The 24,228-nt window shown below is 46.3% G+C and carries 18 protein-coding genes; 8 read left to right on the top strand and 10 right to left on the bottom strand.

The annotated features are described in order from the left end of the window. Positions 1 to 755 (top strand): YadA family autotransporter adhesin (locus tag BN3349_RS12060; protein WP_052461932.1); only part of this gene is annotated, 755 nt, incomplete at its 5' end. A gap of 138 nt (positions 756 to 893) precedes the next feature. On the opposite strand, the gene BN3349_RS08570 is transcribed toward BN3349_RS12060, so the two are convergent. Both BN3349_RS08570 and malT read right to left on the bottom strand, forming a co-directional pair. Continuing rightward, positions 894 to 1,853 carry a hypothetical protein gene (locus BN3349_RS08570; RefSeq protein WP_040976909.1) on the bottom strand — a complete coding sequence of 320 codons (960 nt, stop codon included), beginning with the start codon at positions 1,851 to 1,853 and terminating at the stop codon, positions 894 to 896. 45 nt (positions 1,854 to 1,898) lie between these two features. Beyond that, the gene (gene malT / locus BN3349_RS08565; RefSeq protein WP_040976908.1) at positions 1,899 to 4,595 is read right to left on the bottom strand and encodes an HTH-type transcriptional regulator MalT; all 2,697 of its coding nucleotides are present in this window, start codon (positions 4,593 to 4,595) and stop codon (positions 1,899 to 1,901) included. 170 nt (positions 4,596 to 4,765) lie between these two features. Here malT and glgP point away from each other — a divergent pair, with 170 nt between their 5' ends. The 4 genes from glgP to BN3349_RS08545 all read left to right on the top strand — a co-directional run bounded on the left by glgP (position 4,766) and on the right by BN3349_RS08545 (position 12,684). After that, positions 4,766 to 7,162: a glycogen/starch/alpha-glucan family phosphorylase gene (glgP, locus tag BN3349_RS08560; RefSeq protein WP_040976907.1), complete on the top strand. Its 2,397-nt coding sequence runs from the start codon at positions 4,766 to 4,768 to the stop codon at positions 7,160 to 7,162. A gap of 150 nt (positions 7,163 to 7,312) precedes the next feature. After that, positions 7,313 to 9,400: a 4-alpha-glucanotransferase gene (gene malQ / locus BN3349_RS08555; RefSeq protein ID WP_040976906.1), complete on the top strand. Its 2,088-nt coding sequence runs from the start codon at positions 7,313 to 7,315 to the stop codon at positions 9,398 to 9,400. 313 nt (positions 9,401 to 9,713) lie between these two features. Further along, complete coding sequence (locus tag BN3349_RS08550; RefSeq protein WP_040976905.1) at positions 9,714 to 11,078, top strand: diaminobutyrate--2-oxoglutarate transaminase; 1,365 nt, start codon at positions 9,714 to 9,716, stop codon at positions 11,076 to 11,078. 73 nt (positions 11,079 to 11,151) lie between these two features. Beyond that, positions 11,152 to 12,684: a pyridoxal phosphate-dependent decarboxylase family protein gene (locus tag BN3349_RS08545; protein WP_040976904.1), complete on the top strand. Its 1,533-nt coding sequence runs from the start codon at positions 11,152 to 11,154 to the stop codon at positions 12,682 to 12,684. A gap of 64 nt (positions 12,685 to 12,748) precedes the next feature. Here the strand turns inward: BN3349_RS08545 and exuR are convergent, their stop codons facing one another. The 4 genes from exuR to BN3349_RS08525 form a co-directional block, all read right to left on the bottom strand. Further along, a complete protein-coding gene (gene exuR, locus BN3349_RS08540) occupies positions 12,749 to 13,534 on the bottom strand; it encodes a transcriptional regulator ExuR (RefSeq protein ID WP_040976903.1) in 786 nt (261 codons plus the stop codon). A gap of 119 nt (positions 13,535 to 13,653) precedes the next feature. Next, positions 13,654 to 14,970, bottom strand: coding sequence for a TRAP transporter large permease (locus BN3349_RS08535; protein ID WP_040976902.1), 1,317 nt, complete (start codon positions 14,968 to 14,970; stop codon positions 13,654 to 13,656). Further along, complete coding sequence (locus BN3349_RS08530; RefSeq protein WP_040976901.1) at positions 14,970 to 15,461, bottom strand: TRAP transporter small permease; 492 nt, start codon at positions 15,459 to 15,461, stop codon at positions 14,970 to 14,972. The genes BN3349_RS08535 and BN3349_RS08530 overlap by 1 nt, the downstream gene beginning before the upstream one ends. Positions 15,462 to 15,532: 71 nt before the next feature. After that, on the bottom strand, positions 15,533 to 16,519 hold the full coding sequence (locus BN3349_RS08525) for a TRAP transporter substrate-binding protein (RefSeq protein WP_040976900.1): 987 nt from the start codon (positions 16,517 to 16,519) through the stop codon (positions 15,533 to 15,535). Positions 16,520 to 16,746: 227 nt separating this feature from the next. Here BN3349_RS08525 and uxaC point away from each other — a divergent pair, with 227 nt between their 5' ends. From uxaC to BN3349_RS08510, 3 genes are read left to right on the top strand one after another with little or no spacing between them, the layout of a single operon-like run. Further along, positions 16,747 to 18,159, top strand: a complete 1,413-nt coding sequence (gene uxaC / locus BN3349_RS08520) for a glucuronate isomerase (protein ID WP_040976899.1) — start codon at positions 16,747 to 16,749, stop codon at positions 18,157 to 18,159. An 18-nt stretch (positions 18,160 to 18,177) separates the two neighbouring features. Next, the gene (locus BN3349_RS08515; protein WP_040976898.1) at positions 18,178 to 19,635 is read left to right on the top strand and encodes a tagaturonate reductase; all 1,458 of its coding nucleotides are present in this window, start codon (positions 18,178 to 18,180) and stop codon (positions 19,633 to 19,635) included. 2 nt (positions 19,636 to 19,637) lie between these two features. Next, entirely contained in the window at positions 19,638 to 21,125 is a 1,488-nt protein-coding gene (locus BN3349_RS08510; protein WP_040976897.1) for a UxaA family hydrolase, read from the top strand. A gap of 93 nt (positions 21,126 to 21,218) precedes the next feature. Here BN3349_RS08510 and pdxH read toward each other — a convergent pair whose 3' ends face one another. Genes pdxH through BN3349_RS08490 form a run of 4 tightly spaced genes read right to left on the bottom strand, consistent with a single transcriptional unit; the run spans position 21,219 to position 24,226 of the window. Further along, a complete protein-coding gene (gene pdxH, locus BN3349_RS08505; RefSeq protein ID WP_040976896.1) occupies positions 21,219 to 21,854 on the bottom strand; it encodes a pyridoxamine 5'-phosphate oxidase in 636 nt (211 codons plus the stop codon). Position 21,855: 1 nt separating this feature from the next. Next, the gene (locus tag BN3349_RS08500; RefSeq protein WP_040976895.1) at positions 21,856 to 23,256 is read right to left on the bottom strand and encodes a DHA2 family efflux MFS transporter permease subunit; all 1,401 of its coding nucleotides are present in this window, start codon (positions 23,254 to 23,256) and stop codon (positions 21,856 to 21,858) included. Continuing rightward, positions 23,249 to 23,773 carry a molybdopterin-guanine dinucleotide biosynthesis protein B gene (gene mobB / locus BN3349_RS08495; protein ID WP_040976894.1) on the bottom strand — a complete coding sequence of 175 codons (525 nt, stop codon included), beginning with the start codon at positions 23,771 to 23,773 and terminating at the stop codon, positions 23,249 to 23,251. Before mobB ends, BN3349_RS08500 begins: the two co-directional genes overlap by 8 nt. A gap of 21 nt (positions 23,774 to 23,794) precedes the next feature. Next, entirely contained in the window at positions 23,795 to 24,226 is a 432-nt protein-coding gene (locus tag BN3349_RS08490) for a SoxR reducing system RseC family protein (RefSeq protein WP_040976893.1), read from the bottom strand. Between the last annotated feature and the right edge of the window lie 2 nt (positions 24,227 to 24,228).

Here is a 24,228-nt window from a genome sequence, read left to right as displayed (position 1 = left end):
CGACCGCCGCAGCAAGTTCTGCCACAGAAGCAAGTAATTCCGCAGGTGCGGCTGCAAGTTCTGCCACGGCAGCGGCTTCTTCGGCTAATAAAGCGGAAACCATTGTTGAGAAAGTGTTAGGCGAAGATGACGGTGATGATTCGACAACCAACTACGGGGTTGATTCTAAGGCGTCGGCAACCAATGCCTCCGCTTTCGGTAATAAAGCGCAGGGGACGGCGGAAAATACTACGGCGGTTGGTCAAGGCGCGCAGGCAAGCGGGCAAAACAGTACGGCTATCGGGCGAGGCTCAAAAGCGAGCGGGCGTAATGCCGTTGCGCTTGGCGCTAATTCGGTTGCTAGCGAGGATAATACTGTGTCGGTGGGAAGTAGCGGTAACGAACGTCGTATTACTCACGTGGCAAACGGTGTAAATGCTACTGATGCGGTGAATAAATCCCAGCTGGACCAGTTGTCCAGAGACATCAATAAAACCAATCATGCGGTAGTTAAATTAAGCGAGCATGTTGATAAAGTTGATAAGGATCTGCGCGCCGGTATTGCTGGGGCGACCGCAATCGGATTCTTGCAACGTCCTAATGCTCCGGGTCGCAGTATTGTCTCTGTGGGTGTCGGTTCATATCGAGGCGAGTCTGCCGTTGCGGTAGGTTATGCGCGCAATTCTTATAATAATAAGATTTCGATTAAAGTCGGTGCTGGCATTAACTCGCGCAATGATGTTAACTGGGGCGGCAGTATCGGTTATCAATGGTAATCCGATTGCCTCTGTCAGGTAAAAACCGCCGTTTTTTTGCGGCGGTTTTTGGGAACGTTTGACCGTTCAAGGTTGATGGTAAAAGTGCGGTGGAAATTTCAATTATTTTCACCGCACTTTTTATGTTGATGTTCGATGTTAGAAAATCGCTTCCACACGAAGGAAAGCGCCGAGATGATGGCTGCGATCCTGATTTCTGTCATTGTAGTAGTTCAATTCCGGCTGAATGAATAACCAGTTGCGCCATATTGGCTGGCGCCAGCTGATAAACGGACCGTATTGATTGATGTCGAATTTTTTATCGTCCAGATCGCCGCCGACAAAAATACCGTAGTTCAGGCGTTTATGATTGGCAAAGTCATGCTGGCGATAAATGCTGTTGCCCCATGAAATTTCTTCGTCAATATCATGTTCGTATTGCAAATACAGGCTATTGCCGATAAAGGTGTTGTCCGAATCCTGATATTTGGTTTCAAAATTGGTGCGCGCATAATGTTTACTGTTGCTGCCGTAACGGTAAATTTGCTCCAGTCGGGTGGATAACTCGTCGTTAATCTGCCATTCTTTGTTGGCTTTAAAGCGCACGTAAACGTCGGCGCCGGAACGTACGCCGAGATCAAGGTCGGTGTCGATGCCTAATTGTTTAATGCTATCCGACCAGCGCAGACCGACGGAGGCATTGTCATTACGCGCTTGACTGCGGTCGTAATGTTTATTGTTTTCTAGCGGCTTGTTATAAACATTGCCGATGTGGTTTTTGTCGCTTGCTTGGTTTTCCAGATCTTCATCCCCGAATACTAAACTCAGATGTTTCTTTAAGGTCGGTAAACGAATTTTACCGCGCACACGCGGTTTGATTGAAAAATGATCATAGCGATTCCATTGGCTGTCCAACATGACGCGTAAGCTCGCGCTGGCGGGATGATCCGGGTCGGGATCGCCTATCCAGCCATCGATAGTATTCGCCCAACTGTGCAAGGTGGTTTTTACGCCGGTATGTTGTTCGTCAACCCATGTGTTTTCTTGTTCTTCCGCTTGTACCGCTTGCGGTATCAGCCCGATGACAAAGGCTGTGGTTAATAAATAAGATGCTTTCATGCAGTGTTTACCTCTTCCTTTTTTGAGTGATGTGAGCGTTGTTGGTTAGTTGTACCCCATCAGTTTTAGCAGATCCCGTGTATAACTAATCGCTTCGTTACGGTTTGCTACGCCGATTTTTTGATATAAATTCCGAATATGAGTTTTAATCGTCGTGGTGGCGACCTGTAATTCGTCGGATATTTGTTCATTACTGTAACCGGAATAAATCAGCCCTAGTACTTGCCATTCTCGTTGAGTCAACGGGCTGATTTTCAGCAATTCCGGCACTTTCGGATTTTCCAATAATTTTGCCACGAATTGTTCATCAAAATGCGCGAATTTATGGCGGTAATACTGGTTAATATTGCGCAGAATAAATTGTGCTTTATGCTGTGCCAGTTCGTCTAACATATTGCCTTGCAATAATTGCCGGATTTGTTGCGCCATGCTTTCGCCTTCTATCACGAAAACGCTGATAAAATTGGTCTGGCGCCCTAAATGCAATGCAGTCACTAAATCCTGCTGCGCCGCCTCTTTGTCACCCAGCATAAAATACAGACGGTTGCGTAAAATTAATGCGCGGTTTAAATCGCTGACCAGTTTCAGTTTTTCCGCGGTGCCGATTAAGCGATTAAGTACGTCTTTTGCCTGTTCGTATTGACCTAATAAAATCTGTGCACGGGCGATATTGCGCCATTGCACCTGGCTGAAATGGTTCTTATCCGTGGTCGGACGTTGATTTTGTATCAGCCAAGCCTCGGCGGCGTCCAGATCCTCGGTCATTTGCCACAGAACGATTTTAACCTGATCGGCGTTGGCGTTCCAGTCGGAATGGTAATGGTGCGCATTTTGCAGCTGAGTAATCTGTTTTAACAGGCGCGAGGCGTTGTCCAGATCACCGCGCACAATAGAGATTTTGCATAACAATGCCAGGCATTGTAGGCGGTCTTCATCCTTATTCAGCACGGCAATACCGGCATTCGCCATGGCTTCCGCTTTGTCCAGATTATACCAATCCCATAAAATCTGCCCTTTTAAACGTAGCAGAAATTCGTACATCGGCACTTTTTGCAGATGGTTTTCTTTTACGAACAGCGTGGCTTTATCCAGCATATCGTAGCCGGCTTGCAGGAACCCCTGTGCGATTAAAATTTCCGATTGCTGCAACAGCGCCCATAGAATATTGTGCGAGGTATGATATTGGCGCGCCATTTTTTCCGCTTTTTGCAGCATAATTAGCGCTTCGGTGAAATTGCCCTGCACATGATGCGCTTCACCGATAATTGAAGTGGCAACAATGTGCGCATAATAGGCGTTATCCGGCAGCGTGTTCAGCGCCTTGGATGCCAAGGACAGTGCGGTGTTTTCATCGCCTTGATTGATCGCCACTTGTGCGCGTAAAACGTCGAACTCCGCCTGATCTGCGCTGCTGAGGCGGACGTTATTTTGCGCCAGCACCCGATCGAAATGGGCAAAAATACCGCCGACTTCCGCGTGACGATGCTGACTTTGCGCCAGCCATGCTTTTAGCAAAATCAAATTCGGAAAGCGGGCGAAGTTGTCATCATCAAGATGCGACAGGCTTTCTTCCAGTAATTTCAGTTCGCCCTGATGAAATAAATTCCAGCCGTTATTGGATAGAATATCCAATAACACTTGATGATCATCAAGTTGCGTGGCGTGATAAAGTGCTTCGGTCACATAACCCAGTTGCAACCAGGCGTGGGCAGCGCGCTGATGCAGTTGTTGCAGCTCGGCGCTTAGCTCCGTTTGACAGCAATGGGCGAGAAAAGAGGCGAATAGCGGATGAAAGCGCCACCAGTTGTCTTCCGAATCCATTTGCTGCAAAAACAAACCCTGCTTTTCCAACGCCTCCAGTTTCGCTCGACTATTACTTAATCCGGTGACTTCCTGCACCAGCGTTTCGTTCATGGAGCGCAGAATGGAACATTGCAGAATAAATCGCCGAGTTGCGGGATCCACACGGTTTAACACTTCATCGTTCAGATAATCGTTAATATGAAAATTATTTACTTTGGACAGCCGCTTTGCCGCATCTTGCAAGGGCTTTTTCTGTTGTTTGGCAGATAGGCTGATTAATTGCAGCGCGGTCGGCCAGCCTTCCACTTCGTCACAAAGTGCGGTAATTTCCTGCTCGGTTAATTGCTTTTCCACGCGCGATTGAAAAAATTCAATGCTTTCTTGATGATTAAACGGCAGTTGGTGAGCGTCGATTTCCAGCAATTGTTCCTGCACACGTAGTCCGGCAATGCCCAGCGGCGGGACGGAGCGGGAAATCAGAATCAGCGTCATCGCCTGTGGTTGGTGGCGAATCCAATATTTCAGCGCGTCATGAATTTCATCATTATAAATCAAATGATAGTCGTCAATAATCAGATAGAAATGTTCAGTAATGGTGGAAATATTGACAAGTTGCTGGCTGAGCAACGAGGCCAGATTCGATTGGCGAGCGATGTTTTCTTCATCCGGCAGCTCCTGATTGATTGCTCGGTATAAGGCGGCACAGAAATAGGTGGCGAAGCGTTCCGTTTGATTATCGCTTTCGTCCAGTGAATACCAGCCGATGTTTTTCTTATTGGCACACCATTGCGAGATCAGGGTGGTTTTGCCATAACCCGCCGGACCATTAATTAATACCAGCGGATAATGTTTAGCCTTATCAAGCAATTGTAATAAATTTGTGCGTTCAACACTGTTTTGCAGCCGATAAGAACAAATTAATTTTGACGGAATCAGCATACTGGATTAATCCTTTTTATTTGAGTAGGAGGTACTCCTCCCTTAGCATTTAAATTACTTCCTGTTTATCATACTCATAAGATTATAGCAGGGAGGATTTTGTTTTTCCGCAATTACTCATAATAAGGCATAGAAATTTTAATATTCGTCAATTTCCAAAAGGAGTGTTTATGTCTCAGTTCAATCTTAACGATATGGCGTTGTTCGACAGCAGCGTGCGAAAATTCTGCCGTTATTTCGATGTAGAGTCGCCGGAACAACTCTCTTTACAACAATGGTATCAGATTATTGCACAAAGTGCACTGGATCTGGTTTATTCCAAACCGGCGGTGAAAGGCACGGAAGAACGCCATGTCAATTATCTTTCCATGGAGTTTCTTATCGGTCGTTTAACCGGCAACAACCTGATGAATTTAGGTTGTTATGAACAGATTAAAAGCTATTTGGCACAGTTTCAGGTGGAGCTGGTGGACGTACTGGAACAGGAACGTGACCCGGCGCTGGGCAACGGCGGTTTGGGACGTTTAGCCGCTTGTTTTCTGGATTCCATGGCGGCATTGGGGCAAAATGCCACAGGTTACGGCTTGCATTATCAATACGGTTTATTTAAACAGTCTTTCGAACAGGGCGAACAGAAAGAAAGTGCGGATACTTGGGACAGAGATCATTACCCGTGGCACAGCTATAACGTGTCCAAAACCCAGCATGTGCATTTCGGCGGTAGAATTAAATTAGTCCACGGGGATAAATATGAATGGACACCGTCTTTAACCATTCAGGGCAAAGCCTTTGATTTGCCAATTGTCGGTTATCAAAATGACATTATCCAACCGTTGCGTTTATGGCAGGCGGACAGCGATCAATCCTTTGATTTAGCGAAATTTAACGACGGCAAATTCTTAACGGCGGATAAAACAATTGTAAATGCGACCGCACTTACCCAGGTTCTGTACCCGAATGATAATCACAAAGCCGGACAAAAACTGCGTCTAATGCAGCAATATTTCCATTGCGCCTGCTCGGTGGCGGATATTTTGGAACGCCATTTCGCCGAAGGCTATGAGCTATCGGATTTTGCAACCCGTCAGGTAATTCAGCTGAATGACACCCACCCGACACTGGCGATTCCGGAATTAATGCGTCTGTTGCTGGATAAATACGAACTAACTTGGGACGAGGCTTGGTCGATTTGCGCCAACACCTTCGCCTACACCAACCACACCCTGCTGCCGGAAGCGCTGGAACAATGGGATCAACGTTTGTTTAAACGCCTGCTGCCACGCCATTATCAGATTGTGGAAAAAATTAACGATATTTTCCACAACCGTGTGATTGCCGAATTCGGTGAAGACAACAACGTGTGGGAAAAACTGGCTATCCTGTTCGATTATCGTGTGCGGATGGCGAATTTGTGCGTCGTGACCTGTTTTGCGGTCAACGGTGTGGCGCAGATTCACTCCGATTTACTGGTAACGGATTTATTCCCAGAATATAACAAACTGTTCCCGAGCAAATTCTGCAACGTGACCAACGGGATTACACCGCGTCGCTGGATTCGTCAAGCCAACCCGCAGTTAAGCGATTTACTGGATCGCACCTTAAAAGCGGACTGGACCAAAGATCTGGAATTGCTGCGCGGCGTGGAAGAGTATGTAGACGATGCCGGTTTCCGTGAAGAATATCGCCGGATTAAACAGGTGAACAAATCCGTGCTGGCGGACGAAATCGAACGCAGTTTGGGCTTTACGGTTAATCCGGATGCGGTGTTTGACATTCAGATTAAACGTTTCCATGAATATAAACGCCAGCATTTAAATCTGCTGAACATTATTGCTACCTATCAATCGCTGAAAGATAATCCAAATCAGGATTATACCCCGCGTTTGTTTGTGTTTGCCGGTAAAGCGGCGCCGGGTTATTATTTGGCGAAAAATATTATTCATGCGATCAATAACGTTGCCGACATTATTAATAATGATAAACAGGTAAAAGATAAGCTACAGGTGGCATTTTTACCGGATTACCGCGTCTCTTTGGCGGAAAAAATCATTCCGGCGGCGGATGTGTCCGAACAAATTTCTATGGCGGGTAAAGAAGCCTCCGGTACCGGTAATATGAAACTGGCGTTAAACGGTGCGTTGACCTTAGGTACGCTGGACGGCGCCAATGTGGAAATTGCCGATATGGTGGGTGAGGAAAATATCTTCCTGTTCGGTCATACCGTTGAAAGCGTGCGCGAATTACTGGCGAAAGGTTATAAACCGAAAGATTATTATAAGAACGACGCGGTATTGAAAAATGCGGTGGACTTCTTGGCGAAAGGTAAAGCCTCAAATGGTGACAAAGCCACCTTTAATTTGATGCTGGAAAGCCTGCTTGAGCGCGATCCGTTCTTGGTCTTCGCCGATTTCGACAGCTATCGTCAGGCGCAACAGCGCATCGGACGGGCTTATTTGGATAGGGACGCTTGGCTGCGTAGTGCAATCTTAAATACCGCGCGCTTAGGTATGTTCAGTTCCGACCGTTCGATTCGTGATTATCAAGCACGTATCTGGTTGAAAAAATAGGGCGTTTTAAGCAACGAACGATAAATTATAACGACGTTTATTCTCTAGTAGTTTTCTCCCTCCCGCGCGGAGGGAGCTTTTCAAATTTACAACCTAATTGATTTTCTTTTCATACCTTATGAAAAGAGCCGTTTAATTAAGGAGTTAGCAATGAGTATTGCAGCAAAACAACAAAAAAAATTTGATCAAGCGGGTATTATGCCGTATTTCTTTGATGAACGCGGATTAAAGAAACGAGCGCCGCATCAGATCAAGCAACGACTGCTTAACACCTTTCACGGCAACTTATCGGCGCGAACCACGCCGTTACCGGAAGTAAAAATCTTCTACCAAAACCGACCGCACTTTTTGCCGCTGAAGCATGCCGATAAAAAACATCCTTTACGGGGCAGCTGGCAGCTACAACTGGAAAACTCATCACAGGTGATTGAGGGCAAAATCAAACGCAACGGCATTGAGTTACCGCGTGATTTGCCGCTGGGCTATCATAATTTGGTGTTGAAAACCCAAAACAAAACGTATCAATGCCGGATTATTATTGCGCCGACCCGCTGTTATCAGCCCGCTGAACTGGCGCAGGGGAAAAAACTGTGGGGTTCTTTTCTTCAGCTTTATACGCTGAAATCCGAACAAAACTGGGGTGTGGGCGATTTTGGAGATTTGAAGGCATTTTTGCACAATATGCAGCCTTATCAGGCGGATTTTATCGGGCTGAACCCGATTCATGCGCTGTTCCCGGCAAATCCTGATTCCGCCAGTCCGTACAGCCCATCTTCACGGCAATGGCTGAACATTATTTATATTGATATTAATCAGTTGCCTGAATTTCAACAAAGCGATATCGCACAGCAATGGTTTAATAGCGCGGAAGTGCAGCAGAAATTAGCTAAAGTGCGGTCGGATTGTTGGATAAATTATCCGCAGGTCATGCAGTTAAAATTGCAGGGGTTGGCGCTGGCATTCGATTATTTTCAGCAAAATCCGACCGCACTTCGTCAGCAGGCGTTTGAGCAATTTGTGCAGCAAGGCGGTGAAAGTTTGCAGGTACAGGCGACCTTTGATGCGCTGCATCAGTATCTGAGCAACCATTTCAGCGAACAATGGGGCTGGGATTTTTGGGCGGAAGAATATCGGGATTACCATGCCGAGGCGGTACAAAAATTCCGTAAAAAATACGCCAATGAAGTACTGTTCTATGCTTGGCTACAGTTTTGCGCCGATCAGCAACTTGCTGAATGTAATGAAATCTGTAAAGCCAATCAAATGACTATCGGCATGTATCGTGATTTAGCGGTCGGCGTTACCGGCAGTGGTGCGGAAACTTGGTGCGATAAAAATCTTTACTGTCTAGACGCCTCCGTCGGTGCGCCGCCGGATATTCTCGGACCACAGGGGCAGAACTGGGGATTGGTGCCGATGAATCCGCATGTGCTGAAACAGCTGGCGTATCAACCGTTTATTGAGCTGGTGCGTGCCAATATGAAAAACTGTGGCGCACTGCGTATTGACCATATTATGTCGCTGTTGCGCTTATGGTGGATTCCAAAAGGCGACAGCGCCGTAAACGGAGCCTATGTGCGTTACCCGGTGGACGATCTGATCGCCATTCTGGCATTGGAAAGTCAGCGTCATAAAAGCCTGATTATCGGCGAAGATCTGGGTACCGTGCCGAAAGAAATCGTCAGTAAGCTGAAAAACGCCGGTATTTTGTCTTATAAAATTTTCTACTTTGAATTTGACCAACAGGGGCAAAGTCGTAACTTGCAGGATTATCCGTATCAGGCGATGACGACGCTGAGCACTCATGATTTGCCAACAATCAACGGTTACTGGCGCGGTTATGATTTCGAACTGGGGCAGCAATTCGGCGTGTATCCGAATCCGAAAGTGCTGGCAATCTTAAAACAGGATCGCATTAATGCCAAAGCGAAAATCCTTGCGCGCTTAAAAGAAAATCATATTGAGGTTGAAGACGGTATTGACGAAACCTTATCTTCCGCCGTTAGCAAAACCTTCAATCACCGGTTACAGCGCTACGTGGCGAATGTAAGCAGTGCGCTGTTCGGTTTACAGCCAGAAGACTGGCTGGATATGAGCGAGCCGGTCAATATCCCTGGCACCAGCACCCAGTATGCCAACTGGCGCCGTCGATTAACAGCGGATGTTGCGCAGATATTTGCCGACCCTGAGGTGCAGACATTGCTCAGTGCGGTTAATAGCGTGCGTAAAAAGGGCTGATTACCAGCGAAGAATTTTACGGGGAACATAAACTGTTCCCCTTTTTTTGCTGATAATACGGTTTAACCGTGAAAAACCGCTTTCCTTTCTGATTAAACAGAGTACTATATGCCGACCTTATCCGCGCCGATAAACCCGCGTGATAAGTCCGATCTTTCCGTTCCGGAAAATGTAAAAAAGCTGCAACGCTTTTTTTAATAAGTAGCGAGTCAAATGCCCCATGGCATCTTATTTTCAAGAATAAGAAAGCTTAGGCTTCCCGCAAGGCACCCGACTTATTTTTTTAACCTCATAGAGAAGGTATGTTTTAATAATGACAATCACTCCTGTAAATCCAATCAAGCATGCGACCAATGAATATTATTTAACTCGTCAGAACGAGATGGAATCTAATGTTCGCAGTTATCCGCGCAAACTGCCGTTAGCGATTGCAAAGGCACAAGGCTGCTGGGTCACTGATGTTGAGGGCAATGATTACCTCGACTGTTTAGCAGGTGCAGGAACACTGGCGCTTGGACACAATCACCCGGCGGTGATTCAAGCCATTCACGACGTTTTAAGCAGCGGTTTGCCGTTGCATACCCTTGATTTAACCACGCCGTTAAAAGATGCGTTTACGGCGGAATTATTATCGTTTTTCCCGAAAGACGCCTATCGCCTCCAATTCTGCGGTCCTTCCGGCGCTGACAGTACGGAAGCGGCGATCAAACTGGCGAAAACCTATACCGGTCGCGGTAACGTGATTGCGTTTTCCGGCGGGTATCACGGTATGACACACGGCGCATTGTCGATAACCGGCAATTTAGGCGCTAAAAATGCGGTGCAGAACTTAATGGCGGGCGTGCAGTTTATGCCGTATCCGCATGAATATCGCTGTCCACTTGGAATCGGTGGAGAGGCGGGAGTAGAGGCGTTAACCTATTATTTCGAGAATTTTATTGAAGATGTGGAAAGCGGTGTGGTGAAACCGGCGGCCGTAATTTTGGAAGCGATTCAAGGTGAAGGCGGTGTGGTTGTCGCCCCGGTAAAATGGTTGCAAAAAATCCGTGAGGTTACCCGTAAGCACGGCATTGTTCTGATTCTAGACGAAGTGCAGGCGGGCTTTTGTCGCTCGGGTAAAATGTTCGCCTTTGAACATGCGGGAATCGAACCGGATATTGTAGTGATGTCTAAAGCGGTCGGTGGCAGTTTACCGCTGGCGGTATTGGCGATTAAAAAAGAATTCGATGCTTGGCAACCTGCCGGACATACGGGCACTTTCCGTGGTAATCAACTGGCGATGGCAACCGGTTATGTATCGCTAAAAATCATGCGCGAACAAAATCTGGCGCAGAATGCCCGTGAGCGCGGTGAGTTTTTGCAAACCGCACTGAGACAACTGGCACACGAATTCCCTTGTATCGGTAATGTACGCGGGCGCGGTTTAATGATTGGTATTGAAATCGTGGATGAGCGCCGCGCGGCAGATCGCCTCGGCGCATATCCGGCAGACAGCGAACTGGCTGCGGCAATTCAGAAGGCCTGTTTTAACAATAAATTATTACTGGAACGTGGCGGACGCGGCGGTAATGTGGTGCGTATTCTGTGCCCGTTGATTATCACGCAGAGCGAATGCGAAGCAATGATCGCCCGTTTCGCCGCTTCCGTGACGGATGCGTTAAACTCGGTTCGGGGTTAATTTCCGTGCGACGGCGCTTGTCTTTTACCGAGCGCCGTTTGCGCTATTTAGGCTTTATTTGAGGAAAGAAAACATGGTCGATTTTGCCAAACATAAACAGGCGCTGTTATGCAACGATCCGCAATCCGTGGCAGATTATCAATCCGCCATGGCGGAGGCGGTAAGTGCGGTCGGAAATTGGCTTAAAAATGAGAAAATGTACACCGGCGGCAGCGTTAAACAGCTGCGTGCGGAAATTGCGTTTAATCCCACCAAGCAGGGTTTAGGACTTCAGCAATCCTTACAGCGGCTAGTCGAATTATTTTTACATAACAGTTTAAAGGTACATCATCCGCATTCACTGGCGCATTTGCATTGCCCAACGATGGTCAGCAGCCAAATCGCAGAGGTTTTGATTAACGCAACTAATCAATCCATGGACTCTTGGGATCAGAGTCCGGCTGGCTCGTTAATGGAAGTGCGCTTAATCGAATGGCTGCGACAGAAAGTAGGTTATGCCGCCGGAGATGCCGGGGTATTTACCTCCGGCGGTACGCAATCGAATTTAATGGGGGTATTGTTGGCGCGCGATGCCTGTATTGCTAAACATTGGAAAAATGCTGAAGGCAAGGCATGGTCGGTGCAGCAGGATGGGATGCCAGCTGAAGCACTGCGTAAGGTAAAAGTGATTTGTTCGGAAAACGCCCATTTTTCCGTACAGAAAAATATGGCGATGCTGGGGATGGGGTTTCAATCTGTGGTTACGATTCCTTGCAATGCCAATGCGCAAATGGATATGCAGGCATTGGCACAACAATTGGCGACCTTGACTGCACAGGGCAATATTATTGCTTGTATCGTCGCAACTGCAGGTACGACCGATGCCGGTGCGATTGATCCGCTGAGGGAAATACGGGCGTTGGCGGATCAATATGATGCTTGGCTGCATGTGGATGCGGCTTGGGGCGGCGCCTTGTTGTTATCGAACGAATATCGGCACTGGCTGGACGGTCTGGCATTGGCTGATTCGGTGACACTGGATTTTCATAAACAGTTTTTCCAAACTATTTCCTGCGGCGCATTTTTATTAAAAGATGCGGCGAATTACCGTTTTATCGACTATAAGGCGGATTATCTTAATTCAGAATATGACGAACAGCACGGCGTACCGAATTTAGTCTCTAAATCGTTGCAAACCACGCGCCGTTTCGATGCGCTGAAACTGTGGTTCAGCCTTGAAGCGCTGGGCGAGGAATTGTATGGCTCAATGATTGATCACGGTGTTAAATTAACCCGTGCCGTGGCGGATTATATTCATGCTGCAGACGAACTGGAGCTGCTGGTTCAACCGCAATTTGCGTCCGTATTATTCCGAGTAGTACCACAGGGATACCCGGCGGATCTGCTGGACGCCTTGAACCAGCATGTCGCAGATGAACTTTTCGCCCGCGGCGAAGCGAATATCGGCGTGACTAAAGTGGGGAGGGTACAGGCGTTAAAAATGACCACACTTAGCCCTATCGCCACGCTGGAAAACGTACAGGCCTTATTAGCGCAGGTACTGTCCGAAGCACATCGGATCAAAGATCTGATTGTGCGCGGAGAGTATGTTGAGGTTGTGGGGTAATTGTAAGAAGTGCTAACCCGTCCGTGTATGTCTTACCGGACGGGTATCCGTGTTTATATGTAGGCTATTTGTTCAGTGATGAAATACTGTCTGTCAGATGAATCACGGGATTTTCTGAAAAACGATATTTATCTATACTGATTTCAAAATCATCATTAGCGCCATTAAACAACATTTGTTTAGTATTCTCGAGATGTTTCCACATTGCCATTTTTGCCGCATGCGGATCTTTATTCATTAATGCTTGCAGAATTTCATCATGTTCGTCACACCAGCTGTCGATAGAGCGAGCGTCAATATGTTCGTGTAATTTGCGCCAGTATGGATTTAATACGCGTTGACGCCACATTTCCTGTACAATAGTAATTAATGCGCTGTTGCGGGTAATTTGGGCAATTTTAGTATGGAATTTCAAATCCCACTGTGAGTCACGGAAATGATCTTCTTCACGGGCGCTTTTTTGAATTTCCATAATTTCGATAATATCTTCTTTAGTTGCTTGCGTCGCGGCAAATTCTACGACAATACTTTCAATAAGTTGGCGGGCTTGTAGTAATTCGAATGGACCGCATTCTGAAAATTCCAATCCTCTGTTTTTATCTGTGCTTAACGCATTTTTAGCTGTAGAGGAAATAACATGGATGCCGGAGCCTTTTTTTACTTCAACAAAACCTTCTACCTCCAGCATGATAATCGCCTCGCGCACAACTGTACGACTGACGTTCATTTCCTCTGAAATAAAACGTTCGGCAGGAAGTTTTTCACCTACTTTATATACTCCGGTCGTGATTCTGTTTTTGAGTTTTTGAGCTAATTGTTGATAAAGGCGTTGATTGTCCGTTAATTTCATAGATTGTACTTACTGGATAATTAATGTCTGAATTGTAACATAGCCTGATTGAATTGTAAGAATATTATATGCGTAATTGCCGATATCTTGTAATAGATAACGGCAATCTTTCAGAGTTATCATATACCTAGTAATTTTGGTAGGAATAATGACAGTTGTGGTATGTAGGTTACTAGAAATAATGTAATGAGTAAAACCGCAAAAAACGGTAGCATCGGTTTAATTAAATCCTGTAATTTTACTCCGGAAACGGAACAGCCGACGAATAAGGCGCTACCTACCGGCGGAGTACATAATCCGATACAGAGGTTGAAAATCATCATTATTCCGAAGTGTACTGGATCCATGCCTAGTTCGTTTACGATAGGTAAGAAAATCGGGGTAAAGATTAGCACGGCCGGTGTCATATCCATGAATACGCCGATAAGTAATAACAGTACATTGATAATCAGTAAAATAACGATAAGGTTGTCGGATACACTAATCAGTAATTCGTTCACCATGTAAGGAATATCAGCATTGGTCATTGCCCAAGACATTGCAACGGATACGCCGATCAGAAAGAGGACGATTGCAGTAGTTACCACGGAGTCCAGGATAATTTTCGGTAATTGTGACAATCTAATTTCACGGTAAATAATCACAGATAATACAAAGGTATAGACTACCGCAATGGCAGAGGCTTCGGTTGCGGTAAATATGCCGCCCAAGATTCCACCGATAACCACAACCACCATTAACAGGCTTGGAATGGCTTCCAGTGCGTATTTAATGATTAATGCCAGTGTCGGCTTCTCCGATACGGGATAGTTACGTTTTTTCGCAATAACATAGTTAACGATCATGATCCCGAGACCCATCATAAGGCCCGGAATATAGCCGGCCATAAAGAGAGTGGCAACAGAAATACCTCCGGCGGTTAGGGCATATACGATCATTACGTTAGAGGGAGGGATTAAAAGCCCGCTGATACAGGAAGTCACGTTAATCGCTGCAGAATATGCCGGATCGTAACCAGCTTTCTTTTGCAATGGTGCCATTGTACCGCCTACGGCGGCCGCTGCGGCAACGGCAGAACCGGAAATAGAGCCGAACATCATATTCGCCATGACGTTAACATGGCCCAAGGAGCCGGGAATACGACCAACCAATACTTGGGAGAAATTAATCAGACGAGTGGCAATACCGCCGCTGTTCATCAATGAGCCAGCAAGAATGAAGAATGGAATGGCGAGTAACGAAAAACTATCCAGTCCTGTAGCGATTTTTTGTCCGGAGACGATCATGGTTGTCTTAAACGGCAGCATAAAAGAGGCGGCTAAAATAGTCGCGATACCAATAGAAAATGAAATTGGTACGCCGAGAAAGACCAATATGAAAAAAGATGAAAACATCAGCAAAGGAACAAACCATTCCCAGTTAAGTAGCCATTCCATTATTTATTCTCCTTTAAAGCCGAGATATTTTCTATTAGAAATAATGTGCTGTAAAACAGCATTAAAATACCGCTGAGCGGTAGTGCGACATAAATATAAGCCATCGGAATTTGCATTGACGGGGAAATCTGACCGGAGTTATAAACATTGGTAATCAGAGTGAAGCCGCCGAATACCATAACGCCAAGTGAAAAAGCGAAAATACAAATGTTAATGAAAATATTACTAATGGCTTTTTTACGGTGAGTTAGATTGTGTGTAAATAAGTCGATGGATAAATGTTTTTGCAGTCCGACAGTATAAGCTGCTCCTAATAAGCCGACCCAAATCATACTGAAGCGGGCAACTTCATCAGTTATGGTACTCGGTATTTGTAGGACATAGCGGCTAAAAACCTGCCATGTGACACAAATTACCAGAAGAACCATTACAATGATGGAAAAGGTTGAAATAAACGTATCAACCGGTTTTTTTAATTTCTCTAATAGCATTGATTCACCCCAAATAATTAAAACAATTGTGTTGAACCCTCCTTATCGTATGTGATAAGGAGGTAAGCGTATTATTTTCCCTGTGCTTTGATGGCATCAATAATTTTTTCCAACTCTGGATTCTTGGCAAATTCAGAATATAGCGGTTGCAGTGCATTACGGAACGGTTGTTTATCCACCTGAATAAAGGTAGCACCGACTTTTTCTGCTTCTGCACGAGAACGAGCTGTTTCTTCATCCCATAGTTTTTGCTGATAAATTTCGGAATTTTTAGCCGCCTCCGCTAAGATTTTTTTCTGGTTATCATCCAATTTAGCCCAAGTTTTAGAGGAAATAATCAGATAGTCAGGTACGCTGGTATGCTGATCTTCTATATAGAATTTTGCTACTTCAACGTGTCTAGTCTGATAGTAAGAGGGAATATTATTTTCCGCGCCATCGATCACTCCTTGTTGTAATGCGGTGTAGACTTCACCGAATGGAATAGGTGCGGGAGAGGCTCCCAATAATTCAATCATTTTATTGGTTGTTGGTGTAGAAACGACACGAATTTTTAACCCCTTCATATCTACCGGCGAGCGAATAGGTTTTTTCGCATAGAAACTGCGAGTACCGGCGACATAAGATGCAATAATATTAAAACCGCTCTTTTGGGTTTTATCCGCAAGGGTCTTACCTATGTCGCCGAATAAGACTTTCTTGAAGTGGTTTTCATCGTCGAATAAATATGGGCAGCTGAATACAGAAAATTCCTTCACGAAAGACTCCATTTCACTGGCACTGGCTTTCGTCATATCTAACGCATCATTTTGAATTAACTCGATAGTTTCTCGCGGACCACCCATTTGACCGCTTGGATAGATGCGAATTTTTAATTCTCCGTTTGATTTTTTTTGCACTTCTTTCGCCATTTCGGATAAGGCTTGATGGACGACGTGAGATTGCTCAAGGTTATGTGCTAGCTTTAAGGTGATTTTTGCTGCAAATGCGTTAGATGAGAGCGTAAAAATCGGTAATGCAACACATAAACTGGACAAAAATAATTTGTTAAGTTTCATAATAATCTCCGGATTAGGGTATCTGACAGTTTCATTACACTATGTCTAACTATAGCGGAACAGTTGACATAAATTGGTGACACTGTGAATCCTATCATTTAAATATAAAAACATATCATACAAATTTCTTAAATTGAGACTTGTGTCACAAAAAAATAGCTATTACAGATCTTGTTTTGGTATAACATATTGCGTTAGTGATACATGGCATAATATGGAGAAACCAAATGAGCAGCTTTTTAACTGAAGAATTCCTACTGGATACTGATATTGCAAAAGAATTATTTTTTAATTATGCGGAGAATCAGCCTATTTTTGATTATCATTGTCATTTGCCGCCGAAACAAATTGCTGACGACTATCGATTTAAAAACCTGTATGACATCTGGCTGAAAGGTGATCACTATAAATGGCGTGCAATGCGTACTCATGGTATTGATGAACGTTTTTGCACCGGGGACGCCACTGATTATGAGAAATTTCAGGCTTGGTGTGAAACCGTACCTTACACCATAGGAAATCCATTATATCATTGGACACACCTGGAATTACGCCGTCCGTTCGGTATTACCGGTACATTATTATCGTCGCAAACGGGTAAAGAAATTTGGGATAAATGCACCGCACTTTTACAGCAGGAAGATTTTTCCGCTAAAGGTATTATTGCCCGCATGAACGTAAAATTTATCGGCACTACGGACGATCCCATAGACAGTCTGGAGTACCATGAAATTATTGCGCAGGATAAAAACTTTAAAACTAAAGTGGCACCAAGCTTTCGTCCGGATAAATCCTTTAATATTGAACAGGATACCTTTAATAACTATATACAAAAACTCGGTGTGGCGGCAGATATTGAAATTAAATCCTTTGCCGATTTATGCAGTGCTTTGGTAAAACGCATCGATTACTTTGCACAGCACGGTTGCAAAGTTTCGGATCATGCGCTGGACGTAGTGTTATATGAAAACGCAACGGAGCGGGAATTGAATCAAATTCTGGCGGCAAGACTGTCCGGTGAGAAGCTGGATAGCTCACAGATAGCGAAATTTAAAACCGCCGTACTGGTTTTTCTCGGTGCAGAATATCATAAACGCAATTGGGTGCAGCAATACCATATCGGCGCATTAAGAAATAATAATTCTTTGATGTTCAGACAGTTAGGTCCAGATACCGGGTTTGATTCTATTAATGACGAACCTGTCGCACAGGCGCTTTCCTGTTTATTGGACGCACAAGGTAGCAATAATATGTTACCGAAAACCATTCTATATTGCCTAAATCCGCGCGATAACGAAGTGTTGGCGACGATGTTAGGCAACTTTCAGCAGGCAGGTATTAAATCTAAAATGCAGTTCGGTTCCGGTTGGTGGTTTAATGATCAGAAAGACGGCATGATTCGCCAGCTGACTCAACTCAGCCAGTTAGGTTTGCTACGCCATTTCGTCGGTATGCTAACCGACAGCCGTAGTTTTTTGTCCTATACTCGCCATGAATATTTCCGCCGTATTCTGTGTCGGATGATCGGTCATTGGGTGCGTGACGGAGAAGCACCAAAAGATATTCAACTATTGGGACAAATGGTAACAGATATTTGTTTCGATAATGCGAAAAACTATTTTGGAATTGAGCTAAATTAACCGCAGGAGAATAACGAAATGATCCCCCTAAACAGAACCCACTTTCCCGGTAAACAATATCCGACCAAAATCATTCAATTTGGTGAAGGCAATTTTCTGCGCGCTTTTATCGATTGGCAGATTGATGTGCTGAATGAGCAAACCGATTTAAATGCCGGGGTGGTGATTGTGCGCCCGATTAATACCGATTTTCCACCGCTGCTGAATATGCAGGACGGGCTATATACCACGATTATCCGTGGTTTGAATGAAAACGGCGAAGTGGTGAAGCAAAGCCGTATCATCCGTTCGGTGAATAATGAAATCAATATTTATCAGCATTATGACGACTATTTGGCGCTGGCGCACAATCCGGAGATTAAATTTATTTTTTCCAATACCACTGAAGCTGGCATTAGTTATCATGAAGGCGACCGTTTTGACGATCGCCCGCCGGTCAGCTATCCGGCTAAATTAACCCGTTTGCTGTTTGAGCGTTTTACTGCGGCGGGCGGTGATGTGCATCAGGGCTTTGTTTTGCTGCCGTGTGAGTTAATCGACTATAACGGCGAGCAGCTAAAGGCGTTAGTCTTGAAATATGCTCGCGAATGGCAGCTTTCTGACGAATTTATGCAATGGTTGGAAACGGCGAATACGTTCTGTTCCACGTTGGTTGATCGGATTGTAACCGGTTATCCGCGCAACGAAGTTGCTGAACTGGAAGCGGAATTGGGCTATCAAGATAGTTTTTTGGATACGGCGGAGTATTTTTATCTGTTCGTGATTCAAGGACCACAATCGCTAACCCAAATGTTGCGTTTGGATCAAGCGAATTTAAACGTATTAATCGTGGACGACATCAAACCCTATAAAGAGCGTAAAGTTGCGATTTTAAACGGCGCGCATACGGCGTTGGTTCCGGTGGCATATCTTGCCGGGGTGGATACGGTGGGCGCGGCGATGAATGATCCGGCACTACGTCGATTTGTGCAAAGTGCGGTGGAAAATGAGATTATTCCTGTGCTTTCTCTGCCGCAAGATGAGCTACGGCAATTTGCCGAAGCGGTCATCAAACGTTTCCAAAATCCGTTTATTCAGCATCAATTGTTGTCTATTGCCTTAAACAGTATGACCAAATACCGTACCCGCAATTTACCGCAGTTATTGGCTTATGTGCGGAAATATCAAAAATTACCACCGCACTTGACCTTTGCACTGGCGGCATTAATTGCGTTTTATCGCGGTGAACGCAATGGTCAGCCGATTGTGCTACAAGACGATGCGATCTGGTTGACGCGCTATAAACAATGGTGGCGACAGTTTGCCGACGGCGATTTAACGCTGTATCAATTGGTACAGCACGTCTTGCAGCAGAAAGACCATTGGCAACAGGATTTAACTCAAGTGCCGCAGTTAGTTGAGCGGGTAGCAGAACAGCTGAATATGATTCTGGAAAAAGGCATGAGAGCGGCGCTGGCACATTATTGCGGAGATTGATTATGAAGCGGTTTATCAAAATCCGTGCGGCGGATAATGTGGCGGTGGCGTTGCAGGATCTGGCGCGTGGAACGTCGCTGGAGGTTGACGGGCAAACCGTCACACTGCTTTCAGATATCGGCAGGGGGCATAAATTTGCGCTATGTCCCATCGCCAAAGACAGCAATGTAGTGAAATACGGCTATTCGATTGGTCATGCGCGAACGGATATTCAGCCCGGCGAGCATGCGCATACCCATAATGTCAAAACCAATTTAAGCGAGATTAATGATTACCGGTATTTGCCGACATCAACGGCGCTTGCGCCGCAGTTGCCGGATTGTGCGGTGCAGATTTATCGGCGCCCAAATGGCGATATTGGCGTGCGCAACGAACTGTGGATTGTGCCGACGGTAGGCTGTGTGGTGGGTATCGCTAATCAAATTAGAAAACGTTTTATGCAGCGACATGCTTTGGCAGATATCGACGGTGTTTTCACCTTTAATCACAGTTACGGCTGTTCGCAGTTGGGCGATGATCACGAAAACACCAAAGTGATGTTACAGAATATGGTGAAACACCCGAACGCCGGCGCGGTGCTGGTGATCGGACTGGGTTGTGAAAATAATCAAGTCGGCGCATTTCGTGACAGTCTCGGCGAATATGATGAAAACCGAGTAAAATTTATGGTTTGTCAGCATGATGATGACGAAGTGGAAGGCGGATTGGCGTTATTGGAGCGCCTTTATCAGACCATGCGTTATGACCGCCGTCGGCCAGGTATGCTGAGCGAAGTAAAATTCGGCTTAGAGTGCGGCGGTTCGGATGGCTTTTCCGGCATTACGGCGAATCCAATGTTGGGTCGGTTTTCCGACTATTTAATCAGCCACGGCGGTACTACGGTGTTAACCGAGGTGCCGGAAATGTTCGGCGCGGAACGTATTCTGATGAGCCATTGTCGCAACGAGGCGGTTTTCCATAAAACCGTACAAATGATAAATGATTTTAAACAGTATTTTATCCGCCACCGACAGCCGATTTATGAAAACCCATCACCGGGCAATAAAGCCGGCGGCATCACTACGTTGGAGGATAAATCCCTCGGTTGTACTCAGAAAGCGGGCAACAGTCAGGTCGTTGATGTGTTGCGATACGGTGAGCGATTACGGCAGGCGGGATTGAATTTATTGAGCGCACCGGGCAACGATGCGGTAGCGACCAGCGCTTTAGCGGGTGCTGGCTGTCATATTGTGTTGTTTACCACCGGACGCGGTACGCCTTACGGCGGATTTGTTCCGACAATAAAAATTGCGACAAACAGCGAACTGGCGCATAAGAAAAAACACTGGATTGATTTTGATGCCGGGCGCCTAGTTTACGATGTTTCCATGACACAACTATTAAAAGATTTCATTGCGCTGGTGGTGGAAATTGTCAACGGCGCACCGACCAAAAACGAACTGAACGAATTCCGAGAACTGGCGATTTTCAAAACTGGCGTTACGTTATAAGTCGTCGATGACGCCAATGCCATATGGCGCGGCGCGATGATATTTGTCACGGAATAGCATCGCCCGCTGTTACGGCTTGTTAAGGTGCGCGCATTACGGCGACAATCTGTCTTTTTGCCATGTACCGTTGTCGGTGCGCAGATAGCGAATTCGATCGTGCAATCGGCTTGGACGTCCTTGCCAGAATTCTACTAGCTGCGGCACGATCAAATAACCGCCCCAATGTGGCGGACGCGGAACATGCAGCGGATGTTTAGCTGCAATAAGGGCGGCTTTGCTGAGTAAACTGTGTTTGCCGGGAATTACCGCACTTTGTTCGCTAGCCCAAGCACCGATGCGACTGGTGTAAGGGCGGCTGGCAAAATAGTCGTCCGACTGCTGTGCTGGCAATTTTTCCGCTCGTCCTTCAATGCGTATCTGGCGTTCCAATTCCGGCCAGAAAAAATTCAGCGCCACGTAGGGATTGCTGCTAATCGCTCTGCCTTTATGGCTGTGATAATTGGTAAAAAAGACAATGCCCTGCGCGTTGATTTCTTTCAATAACACGATCCGACTGCTGGGTTTTCCGTCACTATCGACGGTTGCCAGATTCATTGCGGTGGGTTCGTTAACCTGCGCCTTGATGGCGTCATTCAGCCATTGCTCCAGCTGTGTGAGCGGGTTATCGGCACATTGTTTTTTGGATAACTCCTGTTTGCTGTATTCTTCGCGGATATTATGCAAGTCCATGTTATGTTCTGCCTTTGCGTTGTTGTAAATGTTCACCGTCGTGGCTTTTCAGGCGGGACAATACGATAATCAAAACCAGCCCGAAAACCGTTGAGGTCAGAAATGTATAGCTGAACGCCTGTTGTAATTGTTCACCGTTGTCGCCGAAAGCATTGCGGTATAAGCCAAGTATTACCGACGAGACCGCGATGCCGACTCCGATACCGACCTGTTGAATCACACTTAGCATGGTCGATCCCGCGCTGGCGTAGTGATCCGGCAGATCGCTGATGGTCAGCGTATTAATGGCGGTAAAAATAATCGACATACAGGCGCCGTAACAGATTAATATAGCGATAATCTGCCAGACTGGCATAGCTTGGTGCAACAGACTCATTGCGGCGATGACGATGCTCATGCCGAGCGACGCCAGTATCAGCGTGTGTTTATAGCCGAAACGGGACAAAATCCGACGAATAAACGCCTTTAACATTACCGAGCTCACCGCAATTGGTGCCATCAGCCAGCCTGCGATTTCTGCGCTGTAATGAAATACCACCTGTAACATTAACGGCAACAGAAACGGAATGCCGGAACCGCACAGGCGAATAAACAAGTTGGCGACAAATCCGAGGCGAAAGGTACGGATCCGGAATAATGCCAACGGCAATAAAGCGTTGTCCACGGCGCACGCATAAAAGTAATAAGCGAACAGAAACATCAACCCGACAGCTAAAATCAAAAACGTGGTGATTGCCGAGGTCATATTTTCCGCCACCAAATCCAGCCCGAGGGTTAAGCCCACCAGTCCGCCGGCAAACAGAATAAAACCGACCCAGTCTAGCTTACGCACTTCGGCTTTGCGGTTCGGCATATATGCACCGGCGATAATGATGCCGAGTAATCCGATTGGAATATTAATCAGAAAAATCCAGTGCCAACTAGCGTAGGTTACCAGCCAACCACCGAGAATCGGACCTAAAATCGGACCGATTAAGCCCGCCATCGCCATAATGTTCCACGCATTGAGCAGCTCGGTTTTCGGCACGCTGCGAATAATCGACAAGCGTGCCACCGGCATCATCAGCGCCCCGCCAAAGCCTTGCAAAATGCGGGCAGCAACCAGCGTATTCAGACAATTGGATGTGGCACAGGCAATTGACCCCAGCACAAAGATACCAACAGCTAGTCGGAAAACTGTCAGCGTACCGTATTTATCCGCCAGCCAGCCGCTGAGCGGAATAAACAACGCGACGGTCAACGCATAGCTGATAATCGCCATTTGCATTTCCAGCGGCGATTCGTTCAAACTGCGAGAAATGGCCGGCAACGCGGTATTCAGAATAGTTGCATCCAGCGTTTGCATAAAAAATGCAGTAGCGGCAATCCACGCCAGTCCGTGATAGGATTTGCTATCACTCATAAAAACTATCCGATTTTTCACCGCACTTTTGCTGATACCAATCCAGAATAAAGGTGGCGATTTGAGCGGTATCGTTAATATTCAGATGTGGCAGAGGCGTGTGCAGCGGGTAATCGGTAGCAATCGCCCGCATGTATGCGTCCGGCTGCGGCAAAGGACGGGACATGGATTGGCGATGCAGCAAAATTTTGTCGATAGGTTCTTGTTTGAATCCTTCGACCAGTATCAAGTCAGTGAGCTGCGGATCGAATTGCTGCGCCAGATAGTGCAGACTGACGGGCTGCGCGGTTTCCGTCATCAGCGCCCAGCGCTGGTCACAAACCATGGCAACCTGTGTGGCGCCGGCTTCTTTCATACGCCAGCTGTCTTTGCCCACTTTGTCCACCTGCGCATTGTGGTGGCTGTGTTTGATAACCGCAACGCGTAGTCCTAAACGCGCTAAATGCGGCAGCAGCTTTTCCAGTAATGTGGTTTTGCCGCTGCCGCTGTAACCGCTGATGCCGAGCAGTGGAAGCATATTTTGTCCTTGTGTTTGCTGTTACAGAACGCGGAGCAGAACCGGTCGGTAACTGGATTTTGATTGTAGCTTTTTAGCATAAAGACGAACGGCAATAAAGGCAAGTGCGGTGCAAAAAAAGATAAAAACCGCGCCATATAATTCATGTGTGAACAGTGATTCGGCACACAGTGTGCTGAGTACAAGGCTGAGTAACGGCAGCAAGTACATCAGCAGCGTGGATAACAGTAAGGAACGTTCTGACAACCCGATTTCCACTGTTTGACCGGGCTTGAGCGGCGTGATGGTTTCAATGCTGAAAATGTGTTCCACCGCGCTGCCGGTGAGTTCGGACAGCGCGGCGGAACCGCAGGCACTTTTTGCCGCGCATTGTCCGCAGGCGCTGTGAGAAAGGCATTTTACCGTAGCGATGCCGGCATGGTAATCTATCACGACTGCATTTTCTGTTAACATAG

It is taken from the genome of Necropsobacter massiliensis, assembly GCF_000827595.2.
Classification (GTDB): domain Bacteria; phylum Pseudomonadota; class Gammaproteobacteria; order Enterobacterales; family Pasteurellaceae; genus Necropsobacter; species Necropsobacter massiliensis.
This window is presented reverse-complemented; position numbering and strand designations above follow the sequence as displayed.